22 protein-coding genes are annotated in these 18,020 nt (G+C 34.9%); 10 read left to right on the forward strand and 12 right to left on the reverse strand.

Translation table 11 applies throughout. The features are described from left to right. Positions 1 to 21 precede the first annotated feature (21 nt). Both B5X62_RS03900 and coaE read left to right on the forward strand, forming a co-directional pair. Positions 22 to 888, forward strand: coding sequence for an MBL fold metallo-hydrolase (locus tag B5X62_RS03900; protein WP_079666086.1), 867 nt, complete (start codon positions 22 to 24; stop codon positions 886 to 888). A gap of 1 nt (position 889) precedes the next feature. After that, entirely contained in the window at positions 890 to 1,492 is a 603-nt protein-coding gene (coaE, locus tag B5X62_RS03905) for a dephospho-CoA kinase (protein WP_079666087.1), read from the forward strand. An 82-nt stretch (positions 1,493 to 1,574) separates the two neighbouring features. Here coaE and B5X62_RS03910 read toward each other — a convergent pair whose 3' ends face one another. From B5X62_RS03910 to B5X62_RS03955, 10 genes are all read right to left on the reverse strand, one after another. Beyond that, positions 1,575 to 4,472, reverse strand: coding sequence for a reprolysin-like metallopeptidase (locus B5X62_RS03910; protein ID WP_079666088.1), 2,898 nt, complete (start codon positions 4,470 to 4,472; stop codon positions 1,575 to 1,577). A gap of 117 nt (positions 4,473 to 4,589) precedes the next feature. Beyond that, on the reverse strand, positions 4,590 to 4,847 hold the full coding sequence (locus B5X62_RS03915) for a GlsB/YeaQ/YmgE family stress response membrane protein (protein ID WP_079666089.1): 258 nt from the start codon (positions 4,845 to 4,847) through the stop codon (positions 4,590 to 4,592). Between the two features lie 55 nt (positions 4,848 to 4,902). Further along, positions 4,903 to 5,856 carry a signal recognition particle-docking protein FtsY gene (gene ftsY / locus B5X62_RS03920; RefSeq protein ID WP_079666090.1) on the reverse strand — a complete coding sequence of 318 codons (954 nt, stop codon included), beginning with the start codon at positions 5,854 to 5,856 and terminating at the stop codon, positions 4,903 to 4,905. A 149-nt stretch (positions 5,857 to 6,005) separates the two neighbouring features. Continuing rightward, positions 6,006 to 6,158 carry a DUF4295 domain-containing protein gene (locus tag B5X62_RS03925; protein ID WP_079666091.1) on the reverse strand — a complete coding sequence of 51 codons (153 nt, stop codon included), beginning with the start codon at positions 6,156 to 6,158 and terminating at the stop codon, positions 6,006 to 6,008. A gap of 25 nt (positions 6,159 to 6,183) precedes the next feature. Next, positions 6,184 to 6,366 carry a 50S ribosomal protein L33 gene (rpmG, locus tag B5X62_RS03930; protein ID WP_079666092.1) on the reverse strand — a complete coding sequence of 61 codons (183 nt, stop codon included), beginning with the start codon at positions 6,364 to 6,366 and terminating at the stop codon, positions 6,184 to 6,186. 9 nt (positions 6,367 to 6,375) lie between these two features. Continuing rightward, a complete protein-coding gene (rpmB, locus tag B5X62_RS03935) occupies positions 6,376 to 6,612 on the reverse strand; it encodes a 50S ribosomal protein L28 (RefSeq protein WP_079666093.1) in 237 nt (78 codons plus the stop codon). Positions 6,613 to 6,747: 135 nt separating this feature from the next. Next, a complete protein-coding gene (locus B5X62_RS03940; RefSeq protein WP_144038290.1) occupies positions 6,748 to 7,101 on the reverse strand; it encodes an arsenate reductase family protein in 354 nt (117 codons plus the stop codon). Between the two features lie 89 nt (positions 7,102 to 7,190). Continuing rightward, positions 7,191 to 7,805, reverse strand: coding sequence for a deoxynucleoside kinase (locus B5X62_RS03945; RefSeq protein ID WP_079666095.1), 615 nt, complete (start codon positions 7,803 to 7,805; stop codon positions 7,191 to 7,193). A 44-nt stretch (positions 7,806 to 7,849) separates the two neighbouring features. Continuing rightward, positions 7,850 to 8,617, reverse strand: a complete 768-nt coding sequence (locus tag B5X62_RS03950; RefSeq protein ID WP_079666096.1) for a hypothetical protein — start codon at positions 8,615 to 8,617, stop codon at positions 7,850 to 7,852. Between the two features lie 90 nt (positions 8,618 to 8,707). After that, positions 8,708 to 9,730 carry a glutaminyl-peptide cyclotransferase gene (locus B5X62_RS03955; RefSeq protein WP_079666365.1) on the reverse strand — a complete coding sequence of 341 codons (1,023 nt, stop codon included), beginning with the start codon at positions 9,728 to 9,730 and terminating at the stop codon, positions 8,708 to 8,710. 117 nt (positions 9,731 to 9,847) lie between these two features. Here B5X62_RS03955 and B5X62_RS03960 point away from each other — a divergent pair, with 117 nt between their 5' ends. The 3 genes from B5X62_RS03960 to B5X62_RS03970 are packed head-to-tail and all read left to right on the forward strand — an operon-like array spanning position 9,848 to position 11,816. Next, on the forward strand, positions 9,848 to 10,348 hold the full coding sequence (locus B5X62_RS03960; protein ID WP_079666097.1) for a dihydrofolate reductase: 501 nt from the start codon (positions 9,848 to 9,850) through the stop codon (positions 10,346 to 10,348). Beyond that, positions 10,349 to 10,960 (forward strand): recombination mediator RecR, encoded by a 612-nt coding sequence (gene recR, locus B5X62_RS03965; RefSeq protein WP_079666098.1) that lies wholly within the window; start codon positions 10,349 to 10,351, stop codon positions 10,958 to 10,960. It abuts the gene before it with no gap. A 10-nt stretch (positions 10,961 to 10,970) separates the two neighbouring features. Continuing rightward, entirely contained in the window at positions 10,971 to 11,816 is an 846-nt protein-coding gene (locus tag B5X62_RS03970; protein ID WP_144038291.1) for a glycosyltransferase family 2 protein, read from the forward strand. Here the strand turns inward: B5X62_RS03970 and B5X62_RS03975 are convergent. Further along, positions 11,800 to 12,327, reverse strand: a complete 528-nt coding sequence (locus B5X62_RS03975) for a hypothetical protein (RefSeq protein WP_079666100.1) — start codon at positions 12,325 to 12,327, stop codon at positions 11,800 to 11,802. The two genes, B5X62_RS03970 and B5X62_RS03975, sit on opposite strands and share 17 nt — an antisense overlap. Before the next feature lies 1 nt (position 12,328). Continuing rightward, positions 12,329 to 13,672 carry a PDZ domain-containing protein gene (locus B5X62_RS03980; protein ID WP_079666101.1) on the reverse strand — a complete coding sequence of 448 codons (1,344 nt, stop codon included), beginning with the start codon at positions 13,670 to 13,672 and terminating at the stop codon, positions 12,329 to 12,331. 241 nt (positions 13,673 to 13,913) lie between these two features. On the opposite strand from B5X62_RS03980, the gene B5X62_RS03985 reads away from it, so the two are divergent. The 5 genes from B5X62_RS03985 to dapB all read left to right on the forward strand — a co-directional run bounded on the left by B5X62_RS03985 (position 13,914) and on the right by dapB (position 17,964). Then, positions 13,914 to 14,756, forward strand: coding sequence for an energy transducer TonB (locus B5X62_RS03985; RefSeq protein WP_079666102.1), 843 nt, complete (start codon positions 13,914 to 13,916; stop codon positions 14,754 to 14,756). A 165-nt stretch (positions 14,757 to 14,921) separates the two neighbouring features. After that, on the forward strand, positions 14,922 to 15,695 hold the full coding sequence (locus B5X62_RS03990) for a ParA family protein (RefSeq protein WP_079666103.1): 774 nt from the start codon (positions 14,922 to 14,924) through the stop codon (positions 15,693 to 15,695). Positions 15,696 to 15,728: 33 nt separating this feature from the next. Continuing rightward, on the forward strand, positions 15,729 to 16,631 hold the full coding sequence (locus B5X62_RS03995; protein WP_079666104.1) for a ParB/RepB/Spo0J family partition protein: 903 nt from the start codon (positions 15,729 to 15,731) through the stop codon (positions 16,629 to 16,631). Next, positions 16,621 to 17,250: a DUF5683 domain-containing protein gene (locus B5X62_RS04000; protein ID WP_185116711.1), complete on the forward strand. Its 630-nt coding sequence runs from the start codon at positions 16,621 to 16,623 to the stop codon at positions 17,248 to 17,250. Before B5X62_RS03995 ends, B5X62_RS04000 begins: the two co-directional genes overlap by 11 nt. Positions 17,251 to 17,259: 9 nt before the next feature. Then, a complete protein-coding gene (gene dapB / locus B5X62_RS04005) occupies positions 17,260 to 17,964 on the forward strand; it encodes a 4-hydroxy-tetrahydrodipicolinate reductase (RefSeq protein ID WP_079666105.1) in 705 nt (234 codons plus the stop codon). Positions 17,965 to 18,020 lie beyond the last annotated feature (56 nt).

Consider the following 18,020-nt stretch of genomic DNA (forward strand, 5'->3'; position numbering starts at 1 on the left):
TAAATCAAAGAAAAAAAATATATGAAATTATATCCCATACAATGTGGAAAATTCAAGCTAGATGGCGGTGCAATGTTTGGCGTCGTCCCAAAATCTATTTGGAACCAAACCAATCCTGCTGATGAGAAAAACCTTATCGAACTCGGCACGCGCTCTTTGTTAGTTGAAGATGGTAAAAAATTAATCTTAATCGATTGCGGACTTGGTAATAAACAAGATGATAAATTCTTTGGACATTATTCGCTTTGGGGTGATGACAGTTTGGACAAAAACTTGTCAAAGTATGGTTTCGTAAGAGAAGATATTACGGATGTATTTTTGACGCATTTGCATTTTGACCATTGTGGTGGCGCTATCGAATGGAATGATGACAGATCTGGTTATCGTCCTGCTTTCAAAAATGCACATTTTTGGACTAACGAAAACCATTGGGATTGGGCGGTTAACCCAAATCCTCGCGAGAAAGCAAGTTTCCTAAAGGAGAATATTTTGCCAATTCAAGAAAGTGGTCAACTTAACTTTTTGCCGATTCCTAAAACGGGTAATTATGGATTTGCACCAGAATTGAAAATGGATGTCATCTTTGTGGATGGCCATACAGAAAAACAAATGTTGCCTGTTATCCAATATCAAGAAAAAACGATTGTATTTGCAGCGGATCTTATTGCAACTGCAGGGCATATTCCGTTGGTGTATGTGATGGGTTATGATACAAGACCTTTGTTGACGGTAGCTGAGAAGGAAAAATTCTTAAAACAATGTGTGGATAACGAATATCTTATTTATTTTGAACATGATGCACACAACGAATTAGCAAGTCTAAAAATGACTGAAAAAGGTGTAAGACTGGATCAAACTTATTCTTTCAACGAAGTTTTTGGTTATTAAAATGGAAGAACAAAGGACAAGGAATATCGTTGGATTAACTGGTGGTATTGGCTCGGGAAAGACTAGTGTAGCTGAGATTCTTGAGAGCGAAGGTTTTGCGGTTTATTATTCTGATGATCGTGCGAAAGATATAGTTAATGAAGATGAAGTTTTAATTCAGAAAATAAAAGAATTACTAGGGGAGAAGGCTTATGTTGACGGTGTATATAACCGAAAATATGTGTCGGATATTGTTTTTAATGATAAGTCAAAACTAGAGCAACTTAATCATTTGATCCATCCTGCCGTGGCTATCGATTTTGAAAATTGGGTTAAAAATCATGATACAAGATTTTTGTTTAAAGAGACTGCTTTGTTGTTTGAACTTGGACTTCATAAAAAATGTTTTAAAAGCTTGTTAGTTACGGCGGACGAAAATACAAGGATAAAACGTGTCATGGATCGTGATGGGAAAACTTATCGTGAAGTTGAGAAAGTTATCGAAAAACAAATGCCAGAGCGTGAAAAAATTAAAAAAGCGGATTTCGTAATCTATAATAATTCGAGTTTTCAAGACTTAGAAATTGCAACCAAAGATTTTATCGAAAAGCTAAATTCACTTTAGTTTTATTTAAAAATTTAAAAAAATAAAAGCCCTTCCAAAATCTGGAAGGGCTTATTTATTACTAAGAATTTATGTATTAATATTAATTCTTGATGAATTTAGTTTGAGATTTTTGACCATTAGATTCAACAGTGATAATGTATACACCTTTATCTAATTTTGAAACCTGAACTTTACCGTCTGTCGCACCGTTTGCTACAACTTGACCAGCCATATTTACGATTTGGTAAGTAGACTTAGCTGCAATATTAGAAATGTTAATCATATCTGTTGCAGGGTTAGGATATACTTGTAACTTATTGTTAGTTTGTACATCATTAACTGCTAAAGTTCCGATATTAAGTGTGTAATCTTCAACCTGACCGTAATTGCTACTTCCACAAGGTGTTGCGTTAGGACCGAAAGAAGTATCTTGTAGACGAACTCTCATTCTTGTTGCTCCTGTAGCTGCGGTTGCTGGGATTGTAATACTACCAGTCCAAGGAGATTTCTTTTTAGCCGTTACTAATACTTGCTCACCTGCATCATCGAAGTCGCCATCTTTATTGTAATCAATCCAAACAAGTACTTGGTCAGTATCATAACTTGTACCAGTAAACTTAGCTGTGAAATCGTAAGAAGTACCTTTCGTCACATTACCTACCACACTTGTGAAATCTTCGTAACCAGCCGTAGAAGTAGAACTTTTGTTAATGTCTGCAAAAGTAACATTACTAATACTTTCGAATGTTGCATTTCCTGCTGTAGCAGTACAATATTCGACACCTTTTGTTGTAAAGTTATAGTTTGCAAATGCGCCAACCGTACCGTTACAAACTGCTGCTACACTAATGTCATAAGACGTATTAAGTGTCAACGAAGCTAGGTTGTATGAGTTTGTTGTTAAACCATTAGCTTCTGTCCAGTTACTATCAGCAGTTTTTTTGTATTTGAAGTTATAGGTTGCATTAGCAATAGGATCCCAAGTTGCTTGCGCAGATGTTTGGGTGATACCAGTTGCTGTAAGACCTGCAGGAGCAGTTCCATCGCATCCAACCATCGACGATACCGTTACATTAGAGACTGCGTAGAATACATTTCCAATTGCAGAAACTCTTAATATAATATTGCTTCCCGATGTTAAACTTGTTAAATCAGCATTTGCAGTTCCTGTATTTGGTGTTGAAGCAACTAATGTCGTCCAAGTTGTTCCATTGTCTTTTGTATAGTCAATTTTTACATTAGCAACATTATAAGGTGTTGCTGTTGTATTAACAACATCCCATTGGATTGGCGATGGTGCATTGGTATATACTTTAGTCGTGTTAACTTTAAAAGGACCGTCGTTACCTACAGTTACCTTTTGAGCTCCAAATTGTGTTTGTTGTTGCTTAACATCAGGGTTGTTGTCTCTAACAGTTACACGGAAGTTCATAGGTCTCGCAACATTAGATACAGCTTCCCATTCAGTAGCGCTACTTAGTGTACCAGCTAATACCATTGATTGTTTAGGGAAGAATCTTGTTGGATTTGAAGTTCCCATTATTGAGCGAAACTTTGGTCCTTGTGTATTATTGCCTGTAACTGTTGTAACCGCGGCGGTCGAACTATCATATTGTTCCCAAGTATAGGTTAGGGCATCGTTTTCCGCATCAGTTGCAGAAGCTGTTAGTACGAAAGCAGTTCCTTTAGGAATAGTTACGTCTGGCATTGCAGCAACTACAGGTGGGTTATTAGTAATAGGCGTGTTAACATCACAATTTTGCGTATTTGCATAGTCCTGAACTTGCTTTACACTTATAGCGTGGAAATAAGGATCAGAGTGTTGTTGTACATCATAGTTGGTTATCCCAGCATATCCCATAATTGTAGATCCTGATCCAGGTTCCATATGTGCTATGCTTCCTGCATGTAAACCATGTGAAAAGGTATGCCAAGCACCAAATTGGTGGCCCATCTCATGCGCTACATAATCGATATCAAAAGAATCTCCAGCAGGAGCTCCAGTACCAGGTGATGTAAATGCAGAACCTTTAGAAGTAGAATCATTAGATGCAGCTGCATCACGACAAACATTTCCAATATCTCCTGCAGAACCTCCACCTCCAGATCTACCGAAAAGATGGCCTATGTCATAGGCTGCATTTCCGATGGTATTGGTTAAAGTTGTTTGGATCTCTTTATTCCATGCGCCCGCTGCACCAGTTGAAGCTGGAGAATACGGGTCGGTATTAGGATTTGTATAGATAAGTTGTGGGAAATCTTGAAGATTTAAATGAATAGCAAAGTCTTTTTCAAAAACACCGTTAACACGAGTCATCGTTGCATTAATTGCAGTAATCGCTTGTTCTACACCTCCGAAATATTGTGTGTATTCGCCCGTTACAGAAATCGCAAGTCTGTAGGTACGATATTTTTTATCACTAGCTTTTGAGAAATCACTTGGTAGATTAGTGAAATCCGAGTTTTTAGCCAATTTTGCAAGATCTTGTTTAGATGCAAAAGTTTCATTCACCTTACATTCAAAAGCTTTTTCTGTAGAGTTTTTATTTGTTTTTGGGAAAACACCATATACAGTTTTTGCAGCATTTTGAGGCTCAATAAATTCGTACTTTCCATTTTGATAAAGCATCGATTGGAAGTCATTAGGAGCAGTGCTAAATCTAACATATTTCGTAGGATCATCGATACCTACACCAGAATATGAACCTAAGTCATATTTGTCAGCTAAAGATTTTACAACAACAGGTAAGCTGTATACCGCGAACTTTTCCATTTTACCATCCATTGTTGGTAAAGAGATAATCACAGCCTTTGCGCCATTGCCCATTTCTTGCGCATTTTTTAACTGAGAACGTAGCTGAGCTAGATCTAATGAGTAGTAGTGTTGAGAGTTAACTTCTGGACGTAACTTTTCACCTTGCATAGAAGTTGGACTCCATTGTGCAAAAGCTGTAGTAAATAATCCGCAAGCTAAAACACTTGTAAAGATTTTTTTCATATAAATTATTTTAGGTTGATGAGGCTAAAGTAACAAATAAATCTTATATAATCTTTACTGATATGAAAAAAACGTTTAGAATTTCTAAACGTTTTTATCTTTTAAGTGTATTAAAACTTATCTTTTAGTGGTAAGTTTACTATAAATGAAGAGTAGTAAAACAGCTCCTGCTATTGAGAAAACCCAATTCGAAAAGCTCCAAAAACTATCAGGTTTTGCAAAGCCAATAACGCCCGCGATAAAACCTCCTAGCATACTCCCTAGTATACCAATAATAATGGTGATTAACCATCCTGCAGGATCATTACCTGGTCTTAACATTTTTGCAATTGCTCCAGCAATTAATCCAAAAACTATCCATCCTAGCCAACTCATAATTTAATTTTTTTAAGTTAATATTTTGTGTGATTTTGTGTGTAATGAAAAAATATTATTTCTTCTTAAAAAATGAGTCAACAAATTCCATACCATTGAATAGCTGTAAATCTTCCATCTTTTCTCCCACACCAATATATTTTACAGGAATCTGGAATTGATCCGAAATGCCGATAACCACGCCACCTTTTGCTGTTCCGTCCAATTTGGTAACCGCTAAAGCATTAACTTCTGTTGCCGCTGTAAATTGTTTTGCTTGTTCAAAAGCATTCTGTCCAGTAGAACCATCAAGAACTAATAAAACCTCGTGTGGCGCATCTGGAATAACCTTTTGCATAACACGTTTAATTTTAGAAAGTTCGTTCATCAAATTAACTTTGTTATGAAGTCGACCTGCGGTATCAATAATCACAACATCCGCATTTTGTGCAACCGCCGATTGTACGGTGTCAAATGCAACCGAAGCAGGATCTGACCCCATGGCTTGTTTTACAATTGGTACACCAACACGTTCGCTCCAGATAACCAACTGGTCCACCGCAGCAGCACGGAAAGTATCGGCGGCACCAAGAACAACATTAAGACCTTGGGATTTGAACTGATGTGCCAGTTTCCCGATAGTCGTTGTTTTTCCAACGCCGTTAACGCCAACAACCATGATAACATAAGGTTTTTTGCTCATGTCAATATTCTCGGTTGAGGCATGAGGATTGTCTAACAACAAACCCGAAATTTCTTCTCTTAATATATTGTCAAGTTCGGATACGTTAACATATTTGTCTCTTGCAACACGGTCTTCAATTCTTTTGATGACTTTAATGGTTGTTTCTGCACCAACATCGGAAGCGATTAGCACTTCTTCTAGATCATCCAGAACCTCGTCATCTACAGTGCTTTTACCAACAACTGCACGAGAAATTTTATCAAAGAAACCTTCTCTAGATTTTTCGAGCCCTTTGTCAAGACTTTCTTTTTCTTCTTTTTTAAATATTTTTTTGAACCAACTCATTTCAGAGAATTTCGAATTTTAATTTTTGATTGTAGATTCTTCGGAAAGCAAATGTTTGATCTTTGTTTCAGAAAATCTTTCCTCAAAGATAATAAAAAAACTACCCAAAAATTGAGTAGTTAATTTATACAATTACAAATCTTGTAGAATTATTTTTTCAAATAAGACTCTACGTCGTCTGCATTCATTACTTTTTCTTCGAAAACGTAAGCTCCTGATTTTGGAGATTTTACCATTTTCACAACTTTAGTCATCTTTTTAGATGAACCATCTTTAAGGGTTGCTACAACTTTCTTTGCCATTTTTAAATATCTTTAATGGATTAGATTACTTGATTTCTTTGTGTAGAGTGTACTTCTTAAGAACTGGGTTAAATTTTTTAAGCTCCAATCTTTCAGTAGTGTTCTTTTTGTTTTTGGTAGTGATGTATCTTGACATCCCAGCCATACCTGTTTCTTTGTGCTCTGTGCACTCTAGAATTACTTGAACTCTGTTACCTTTTTTTGCCATTGCTTAAAATTATTTAATAAATCCGTTTCTTACAGCTCTTTCAATAGCTTCTTCGATTCCAATCTTGTTGATTACTCTTAATCCGTGAGCAGAAACTCTTAGAGTTACATGCTTACCATGCTCAGGAAGAAAAAATTTCTTCTCTAATAAGTTAATTTCAAAACGTCTTTTCGTTTTGTTATTTGCGTGAGAAACGTTGTTTCCTACCATTGCACGCTTACCTGTTATTTGGCAAATTCTTGACATATCTCGATGTTCTTTTTACTATATGATATTTGAGGTTGCAAAATAACGAATTTTTTTTCGTATTGACAAATCTTTTTAAAAATAAATAGAATATTCTATGTTAATTTTTTTCAAGTTTTTATCAAAGTCCTTTTGTTATGTGTTTTCAACAAAGAATTTGATGTTGTCAATCGGTGTTCCGAGCATTGCTACTTGTCCTTTTATTAGGATTGGACTTTCTATCAAATCTGGCGTTGTGTGTAGGATTTCATAGATGTTATCGTCGGTTAAAGCTTCTATTTTAGCCCCAATTTTTTCTTTCCATTTGTTGATTCTGTCTAAGAAATATTGTGGCTTAATATTTAGTTTTTTAACCAAATTTTTAAGTTCTAAAACAGATAATTGGTGCGTCTTTAGATCAATTAATTGGAACTTGATGTTGTGTTCGTCCAAGTATTCTAGAATAGCTCGGGATTTCGGGCAATTACTGTTGTATATAACCTCTAACATGATAAGGTTTTTTAGGATTTTTGTAATAATAAAGTGTCAATCTTCATTGTTGGCAGTTAGCCATATCCTTCAACTTGCCGAAATTTTGTCTAGAACAAACCGTTCAGTTCTCCGTCAATTCTTTCCAGAATGTAACCAAAATCTTCAGGTTTTTCAACGAAGTCTAAGTTGTCAACTTCTATAACTAGAAGTTTTCCTTCTTTGTAATTAGAAATCCAACTCTCGTATTTGTTATTAAGTTTTGATAAATAATCGATGCTGATACTTGTCTCGTAATCGCGTCCTCTTTTCGCAATTTGACGTACCAAAGTTGGTATTTCGGCTTTTAAATAAATTAGCAAATCTGGTGCCGAAACAAAGTCTTTCATCAAGTTAAAAACGGATAAATAATTCTTGTAATCGCGCTCCGAAAGTAGATTCATCTCTGCAAGATTTTCTGCAAAAATGTGTGCATCTTCGTAGATTGTACGATCTTGGATAACGTTTTTCCCACTGTCACGAATCTCTTTAACTTGACGGAATCTGCTTCCCAAAAAGTAGATTTGCAATGCAAAAGACCATTTTGACATATCACCATAAAAATCGTCCAAATAAGGGTTGTGATCAACGTCTTCGAACTGCGCTTCCCACTCATAATGTTTAGAAAGCATTCTTGTTAAAGTCGTTTTTCCTGCGCCAATATTTCCAGTTACAGCAATATGCATGATCTTATTTTGTTCTAAGTTATTGATTATTAAGCTTGAGTGTTTTACGACTCGGGCTTGTAAAGATATAGCTTGTTTTTGCTGCGAACCAAAAATCCTGACTTATTTTTATCCACAATTTCTGAGTCTTGTTTATAACTCAATTTTTTTACTTTTTTGTCGGTAGAATATTGGATGAGTTCGGGTTTTGTAAAAACTAAAATAGTCTCGTTTTCACGCTTTAGTTTTGTTGGTAGATTTAGTTCGATTTTATCAAGAATTTCGCCTCTTAAATTCAAAACTAAAAAAGAATTTTTCTTTAATAAGTAAACTTTATTTTCAAACACCAGCATGTCGAGAATGTCTTCCATGTTTTGATAAAAAGGGAAGCTGTTGACAATTTTGTTGTTTCTGTAATTGTATTGAATTAACTTTTTCGAGCTATCATCCAGTAACCAAAGGCTTTGTTGATCTTCAATATAAACGCTTTTAATAAAATTAAAATTCTCCGAAAGTCGTATGTTTTGGATATCATTAAGATTGGCGTCCGTTAGTTTAATCTCTTGTGTGTTCTCGGAAAAGAAAACGATGTTAAGCGGATTGTTAATCGCTTGTGCTCGGAAAGGTCTTGGCAGCATTTGTTGTGCGGTTTTTTGACCAAGTGTATCATATTTAGTAAAACTAAAACTTCTTGCATTGTATAAATAGATGTTATCATAGTCGTCAAAATAAATCCCTTGGCTGTCTTTTAAGTTAAGACTGTCGGATTTTATTTCGGTTTGACTAAACAACCAAAAAGGCAATAAGCAAAACAAAAACAATAAGTTTTTCATTTAATAAATAAGATTAGCGATTTCTGATTCAAAAATAAATAAAAAAGTCCAAGCATCAACTTGGACTTTCTGAATTCTTATTTCGAGAAATTATTTGAATTTTACTTCATAGATTTTTGGCCAATTTTTACCAGTAACTAGCATGTTTTCACCTTTGAAGGCGATGCCGTTAAGGACATTGTCTGTGCTTGTTGTATTTTCTTTTGCAATGTTTGTGAAATCCATTTTACCAACAACTTCACCGGTTTTTGGATCGATTTTCAAGATAATTGGTTTCATCCAAACATTCGCGTAGATGTAGCCTTTATAATATTCTAGTTCGTTGATTTGGTCGTAAGATTCTGTATTGCCAGCAACTGCGATTTCGCGAACGATTTTAGAAGGATTTTTCGGATCTAAGAAATAAATGCTTTTTGTTCCGTCTGATAAAATCAAATATTGTCCATCATAAGTTAAGCCCCAACCTTCGCCAATCTCGTCTGGATATGCAAATTCTGAAAGAAGTTTTAAACTTGCTTTGTCATAAATAAAACCTTTTTTATTCTTCCAAGTTAATTGATAAACTTTATCGCCGATAATTGTGCTGCCTTCAGCAAAAACATCTTCTGGATTTTTAGTTGCAACAATTGGCGTTGTTGATCCAAGCGTGTATTTTAAGATTTGTGAAGCACCATTTTGACCATCACTTTCGTAGATTGTGTTACCATCAATTTGGAAACCTTGTACAAAGTTTTGTGGGTTATGCGGATATTCTGCAATTATGTCGTAGGCGATTGTAGCTTCTGGATTTTTAGCAAAAACGTTGATGGTGGCATCTTGTGTCAAAACTTGACCATCTTTCTTCTTGATATTAAAAGTTACCGCATTGTCACCAAGTGTAAAGAATTTAGGATCGATAACTAAATTGCTCGTTTCTTTGTCGCCAAAATTAATACTAATACTTTCGGCGTTGTTAAGAACCTCTTGCGGAATATTAAGCTTGTCACCGAAGTGATAACCTTTGCTTTCCATAGAGATATTGTAGTCGTTGAGATTATTAAGAATTTCCTTGTCCTTATTACATGATACCAACATCATAAAAGCAACTGCGGAAAGGATGAAATATTTTTTCATAAATGATTTTTCTAAAATTTTAAACATCAAAATTACAAAAATTAAAAATCTAAGTTGTATAAATTTTTTTTAAAACTGTAGAAGATGTAGTTTTGTAAAATAAGCAATTTTTTCAACATGGTAAGTATTGTTGTAGCAATGGGGAAAAATAATGCCATTGGAAAAGATAATCAACTTTTGTGGCATCTTCCCGAAGATCTAAAACATTTTAAAAATCTAACATCTGGACATCCTATTATTATGGGGCGCAAAACCTACGAAAGTATTGGTCGTCCACTTCCTAATCGTACCAATATTGTGGTTAGTAGAAAGGAGAATTGGTTTGAGGAAGGGATTTTGATTGTGCCAAGTTTGAAAGAAGCTTTAAAGCATGCTAAAAAAATTGATAGCGAAGTTTTTGTAATCGGTGGCGGAAATATATACTCGCAAACGATAGATTTGGTGGATAGATTGGAAGTGACAATTGTTGATGGTGAAATGGATGCTGATGTTTTCTTTCCTAAAATTGATTCTAAAATTTGGGCAGAAACCAAAAGAGATTGTCATAGCAAAGACGAAAAAAATGCATTCGATTATTGTTTTGTAACCTACGAAAGAAAGGAAAGTCTTAAGAAGTAGATGGATTATCCAAGTAAAGTTTTGGCTAAAGCGGTTGATGAGATTTCTGGACTTCCTGGTATTGGGAAAAAGTCAGCATTGCGTTTGGCGTTGCATCTTCTTAGACAACCAGCGTCGCAAGGTGTGGCTTTAGGAACTGCGATTCAGAATTTAGTGATCGATATTAAATACTGCAAAGATTGTCATAATTTTTCGGATAATGATATTTGCGAGATCTGTGCGGATGACAAAAGAAATGCGGAAGTACTTTGCGTTGTCGAAGATGTTCGCGATGTTATGGCGATTGAGAATACGTCAAAATTCAAAGGAAAATATTTGGTGCTTGGTGGTAAAATTTCGCCAATGGAAGGTGTTGGTCCTGCACAATTGCATATTGATAGCATCGAAAAAAAGCTGGAAACTGGCGAGGTTAAAGAATTGATTTTTGCGCTAAGTGCTACGATGGAAGGCGACACGACGGCTTATTATATTTATAAAAAGTTTAAACAATTTAATGTTCAGTTTTCGAGTATTGCACGCGGAATTTCCGTTGGTGATGAGCTAGAATATGCCGACGAAATATCGTTAGGAAGATCGATTGTCAATCGTTTACCTTATAACGAAAAACTATAGAAGAAGGAATTTGATGGTAAAAATAAGTGTTGTTATTGTTCATTATAATGTTGCGGATTTGCTTCGCAACTGTATTGTGTCGATTAATAAATATTTTACTGATGTTAATTTCGAAATCCTTGTTGTTGATAATTTGTCTCCAAATGAAGATTGGAAGAATTTGATTCAAGAATTTCCGAAAGTTAATTTCATTGCTTCTCAAAAAAATCATGGTTTTTCGATCGCGAATAATATCGGTGTCGAACATGCAAAAGGCGAATATGTTTTAATCCTAAATCCTGATACAGAAATCGAAGGTTTTTATATTAAAGAACTTTTGGATTTTGCAGATTCTAAATCAAAATTTGGTTGTCTTGGTGTAAGAATGCATGATAAACAAGGTGTTTTTTTACCAGAAAGTAAAAGGTCTGTGCCTGATATGCGCAATTCTTTTGAGAAGTTGTTTACACCTTTTTCTAAAAAATCGGATGCTAAAACATATTACCGTAACGACATCGGAGAATTTGATGTCGCTGAATGTGAGGTTTTTACAGGTGCTTTTTTAATTGTTAAAAAATCTGTTTATCAAGAGGTTGGCGGTTTTGATGAAGCTTACTTTATGTACGGCGAAGACATCGATTTGTGTTATACTATTGCGCAACACGGCTATCAAAATTACTATTACGGAAAACATTCAATTCTGCATTATAAAGGGGAAAGCACGATGAAAGATGAAGTTTATCTTCAAAGATTTTATGGTGCGATGCAGATTTTTATTGGAAAATATTATAAAAAGCAAAAGCCGTTTCAGTATTTTATTTTGAATTTAGGTTTAAAATTGAGACATTTTTATGCTAAATCTAAACTTCCTCGTTAGGTTTCATTTCATGTGGAAGTGTCGATTCTTCCGCGAATTTTCTTAACTTTTTCATTTCTTCTTTAGAAAGTCGTTGTCCAATTTGTGCGGCAATATAAGTTCCTAAAACCAATGCCAAAGCCACAAATGACGCGCTTAATGCCCAAGGAAAATCATTAGAGTTGATTTGTTTTTCGACATAATACATGGTGAAAAATGTCATCCACAAAATCGAAAATATAAAGTACAAAAACATGAAAAACGTCCACACAGCCGAGCTTGGTCCAAAAATACCACGAATGTAGGTTTGTCCCTCTTCGATTTCGGTTCTCAAAGCGAGGTTAGGCTTCCAGTAATTATTATTGTCATTTTTTACAAAAATAGTAGCTACTTCACGGTTGATGTTTCCTGTGAATTCTTCGTTGTTTTCTTTTAAATAGTTTTTTATGTTTTCCGAATATTCATCGGGCGTCAAGCTTGTTTTTAGTTTGAATCTTACCCTTGTCCGGATGCTCGTAAGTGTATCTTCCATATTAGTGTTCTTCGTAAGGGATTGGGTCTTTTAAGGTGATGTTATATATGACAGTTGTGCCATTTCTTTCTGCTTCGATTTTAATAATCTTACCTTCTTGTGATTTTAGGATCTTATTAATTTTTGATAAGGTCATGTCTGATGTTTTTTTATCATCAATTTTCACTAAAATATCGCCTTTTTGTAATCCAGCAAGTTGAGCTGGAGAATTTTTCCGTGTTCCAGCAATAATGAATTTTGGCTTTAATGTAAATTTGTATTGAAAATCTTCTGTGTTAGTAAATGTGCTTCCTATTTCGAGGGAATTAATATTTTTGGTTTTTGTTTCTATTTTGACAAGGTCTTTTTCCCACGAAAGTCCATTTTGTCTTACTTCGAGTCCACTAAGGTCAAACAAAAATGGATCGTCATAATATTTATTTTTCTTGAAGTAAACTTTCTCATTTGGGTAATCAAAAACCATATTGAATCTTCGGAAAATCTCCGAGCCGATTGATCCTTTTCTGTCGGGTACTAGTTGTAGATGTGCAATCGATGTTGCGTCTGGCATTGCGACCAAGGGCGTAATAAATTCGAATCTTCCAAAATACAAACCGTGAATTCTACTTCGTTTTCCGTAAATATCACCACTAAAACCAGCGCCAAGATAATCGTCAATATTTGGACGATTGTAATTAAAACCAGGAATTAAAGTTGGGAAAAGCCAAATAGAATCTGTGTTCCCCGAATCCAAAAGTAGCTTGGAGCTTTTCTTTTCGCGCGTCATTTCAACATCAGCAAACATGTAAGGCTTGTTGAGTTCTAGACTTATATTAAAAACTTCATGTTTTTTTACTCGTTTTGATAATTTATTTTCGTTCTGATAGATTCTTAGCTTTTCGCTAACATAATCAACTTCGATTGGGTAGTTTTTAAAAAAAGAGTAACCAATTATGCCATTAACAGGATAACCAAGGCTTGTTGAGATGTTGAAACTTTCGTCAAGGATGATATTTAAACTTTGTGTTGAATCTACAAATTGGTTACTGATGCTAAGTCTATTGTTAATCGATCTTAAGGCTTCGATGTCAATGTTTTCGCCAAGTCCAGTGAATTTTAATTTCTCAACATTTTTAAAATTCACTTCTTTGTTTTCTAAACTAAATAACACGGTTTCTGATACGCCGGTGTCCAGAAGAAAATTAAGATCAACGCCATTGACATTAATCGGGATAATGATAAGGTTGTTGACATTAACGAATTTGATTTCAATTTTATCTAATTTTTTATCTACAAACTGAAATCCATCTTGCGCATTTAACAAAAAGTGAAATATTGTGAAAACTAAAATTAGTGTGGATTTCATGTTTTGAAAATACTAATTATTTTCATTAAATGTGGTTTTTATTTTAGTTAAGTTTTTAAAATAATGCATTATCGTTAAATTTTGATTGCAAAAATATATTATGAAGTATATAGTTAAAGTTTTAAATATTTAAAATTTTAACTATCAAATGGTATTCTTTTTGGTGAAGTGATAGTTAATATAAAATATTATTGAAGAGCGGATTTATTTTTAATGATTACTAACTATTAATTTTTATGAAATGGAAAATTTATTAAAGGAACTTCAAAAAAGAGGTTTAGGATTGGATGAAGTTGTTTTCGAACATCGTAACAAAGCTTATGGCGCTTATCAATTGAGACATGGTTACGGAAGTAATCTGTCAAAAGCAATGTTTATCGGTATAGGCTTATTCATTAGTGTTGCTGCTCTTCCTTTTATTATTAACTCTTTTAAGTCTGATGCTATTATTGAGGATGTTATAACAGGTCCTCCAACGATGGTTCATATCCAACAAGATATCGAGGAGCCAACGCCGCCACAGGCTACAACACCGCCACAACAGCAGCAAGTTGTTAATACTGTTGAATATATTATTCCTACACCAAGTCGTCATGTTGATAAAGAAAAACCAATTGCTTCAACAACTGAGATTAATGATGCTGCAATTGGGATACAGACTATCGATGCGCCAACAGCTCCTAATACATATGTGCCAATAACGCCGCCAGTGATTGGGACGGGTAATGTACCAACTGTACCAACAACAAGTACCGCTCCTCCAAAAGATCCTAACGCAATCCCATCACATGTAGATGTTGAAGCAAGTTTTAGAGGTGGAGTAGAGGCTTTCCGACGCGTAATTGGTGAGAATTTTGACACTTCGGAGGTTGATCAAAGTGGGGTAATTAGTACAGTTGTGACTTTTGTTGTAGAGAAAGACGGAAGTATTTCTAACGTCAAAGCAAAAGGTACTGATGCTGATTTTAACCGTGAAGCAGAGCGTACTATTAAAGATATCAGAACAAAATGGACGCCTGCTAAACTAGATGGCGAATCTGTAAGATCTTACTTTAGAATTCCGATTTCTATGAAAATTGAGTAAACCCTTCTTTTTTAAATATTTAAAATTTTATCCACATTAATTTAAAAATGTGGATAATTTTTTTCACATCTATTCCGTTGAATAATAATGCTTTATGTAATCTCTAAACATCCCTGTGGATATAGCATTTTAAAAAATTGTATTTTTGAGAATTAATTGAATTTTATGGCAAAGATTATAGGTGTAGCGAATCAAAAAGGTGGTGTGGGCAAAACGACAACTGCCGTTAACTTAGCATCGGCATTAGGTGTTTTAGAAAAAAGAATTCTTCTTATCGACGCCGATCCACAGGCGAATGCAACTTCGGGTTTAGGCATCGAAGAGGTTAACGCGTCAACTTATGATTTGTTAGAGCACAGTGCAGAAGCTAGAAAATGCATCTTGCCAACCAGTTCTCCTAATGTGGATATTATCCCATCGCATATCGATTTGGTTGCTGCCGAAATCGAATTGGTGGATCGTGAAAACCGCGAATACATGATGCGCAAAGCTTTAGAATCGGTTAAAAAAGATTATGATTACATTATTATCGATTGCGCGCCGAGTTTAGGTTTAATAACGATAAATGCTTTAACGGCTTCGGATTCTGTTATTATTCCGATTCAATGTGAGTATTTTGCATTGGAAGGTTTGGGCAAATTATTGAATACGATTAAAAATGTTCAAAAAATTCATAACCCAAATTTAGATATCGAAGGTCTTCTTTTAACAATGTATGACAGTCGTTTGAGATTGTCGAATCAAGTTGTGGAAGAGGTTAATTCGCACTTTCCAGAAATGGTTTTCGAAACAATTATCAGCCGAAATGTTAGATTGAGCGAAGCGCCAAGTTTTGGAGAAAGTATTCTTAAATATGATGCTGAAAGTAAAGGTGCTATCCAATATATTCAATTAGCGGAAGAAGTTTTATTGAAAAATGAAAAATTAGTAAAATCTTAATTATTGAAAGTTTTTACTAAATCAATTTAAAATATGAAAGATAAAAAAAGAGCAATGGGTAGAGGTTTGGGAGCTATCCTAAACGCCGAAAGCAAAAGTCTTATCAACACAGCTCAGGATGCTGGCGCAGAGGATTTGGTGGGGAATATTGTTGAGGTTGCTATCGAAGATATTTACCCAAATGCCAACCAACCAAGAACTTATTTTGACGAAAAAGCACTGAATGAGTTGGCGCAATCTATCACAAATCTTGGTGTTATTCAACCAATTACCTTGCGTAAAGATGGCGAAAAGTTCGAGATTATTTCTGGAGAACGTCGTTATCGTGCTTCAAAATTAGCTGGACTAAAAAGTATTCCGGCTTATATTCGTTTGGTTAATGACCAAGAGTTGCTAGAGATGGCGCTTGTGGAGAATATCCAACGTGAAAATCTAGACGCAATCGAGGTGGCTTTAACTTACCAAAGATTGTTAGAAGAAATTGGTTTAACACAAGAAAAATTAAGTCAACGTGTTGGTAAAGAACGTAGTACGATTACTAATGCAATTCGTCTTTTAAATTTGGCGCCTGATATTCAGAATGCAATTAGAAGTGGTCAAATTTCTGCTGGTCATGGTCGCGCAATTATCAGTCTTGAGTCTGAAGTTGATCGCAAGAATTTATTTGATAAAGTTTTAGCAGAAGGACTTAACGTTCGTCAAGCTGAGAAATTAGCAACGCTTCTTAAAAATCCTGAGAAAAAGGAGAAAGTTGAGAAAGTTGTTAATCTTCCGAATCATATTAAAAAAGCTCAGAAAACCTTATCCGATATTTTTGAAACAGAGGTAGAAATTAAATCTTCAGGTAATGGTAAAAAAGGTAAAATCGTTCTAGATTTTAAAAATGAAAACGAATTAGAATTCATTCTTTCTAGATTAAAAGTAGATGAAGTATAAAATTGTTTGGGTTTTGATGTTGATGCTTTCGGGTTTTAGCTTTGCGCAAATTACGACGGACACCATCAAAACTGATACTCTAAAAGTCAATTCAGGAATCACAAAAATCGACAAATCGGAGGTTCAAGTTCTTGATGAAATTAACAAAAAAAACGCTCCACAAGGCGTTGTCAAATACAGTCCTATGAAAGCAGGACTGTATTCTGCTGTTTTGCCAGGGCTTGGTCAATATTACAATAAAAAATATTGGAAAATCCCAATCGTTTGGGGAGCTGTGGGGACGGGTGTTGGTATCGCACTTTGGAATCAAAAAAATTACAATCGTTATCGAAATGCCTTTGTAGCCGAACTTAACGGACAACCGCATGAGTTTTCGAATATTCCTGGAGTTGACAAAACTGTTCTTGGTAATGCGCAAGATCAGTACAAAAGACAACGCGATTATGCAATTGGTATTGCTGGACTTATTTATATTTTAAATATTGTCGATGCTGTTGTGGACGCGCATTTGTATGAAGGTCGCAAGGATCCCGATTTGGCGATTTCGCCGACGGTAATTCCTGATCAATATAGTGTTCAGCCGACGAAAGCTGGACTTAGTTTTAACTATAGATTTTAAAAAATTAACATGAAGATAGCATTAGTTGGATACGGAAAAATGGGGCAAATTATTGATGAAATTGCTCAACAAAGAGGACATGAAGTTGTTGCAAGACTTAAAGAAACACCTACAGTTGAGTCTTTAAACAATGCAGATGTTGTCATCGAGTTTTCTAATCCAGAAGCGGCTTTTAACAATATTAAATTCTGTCTAGAACAACAGATTCCTGTCGTTTGTGGGACAACGGGTTGGCTGGATAAAAAACCTGAAATTGAGAAAATAGCGATCGACAACGAAACAGCTTTTATCTACGGATCCAATTTTAGTTTGGGTGTTAATCTGTTTTTTGCAATGAATGAAAAACTTGCACAATTGATGCAACCTTTCAAAAATGAATACAATTGTCAGTTAGAAGAGATTCATCATATTCATAAAAAAGATGCGCCGAGTGGTACAGCGATTTCAATCGCGGAAGGTATTATTAAGCATTCTGATTTTAATTCTTGGAAGTTGGAAGAAACACAAGGTTCCGAATTGGGAATTTTTGCAATCCGCGAAGACGAAGTTCCTGGGACGCACAGTGTTTTTTACAGATCCAACGTTGACGAAATCGAATTAAAGCACACCGCTTTCAACAGAAAAGGTTTTGCGCTTGGAGCAGTAATCGCTTCTGAATGGATTGTGGGCAAAAAAGGCATTTTCGGAATGAACGATGTTTTAGGTTTGTCCTAAAATTGTAACATTTTTTAAATTTGCTTACTAATCATTAAAAAATATCAAATCATAAA

This window comes from Soonwooa buanensis, assembly GCF_900167905.1.
GTDB classification, from domain to species: domain Bacteria; phylum Bacteroidota; class Bacteroidia; order Flavobacteriales; family Weeksellaceae; genus Soonwooa; species Soonwooa buanensis.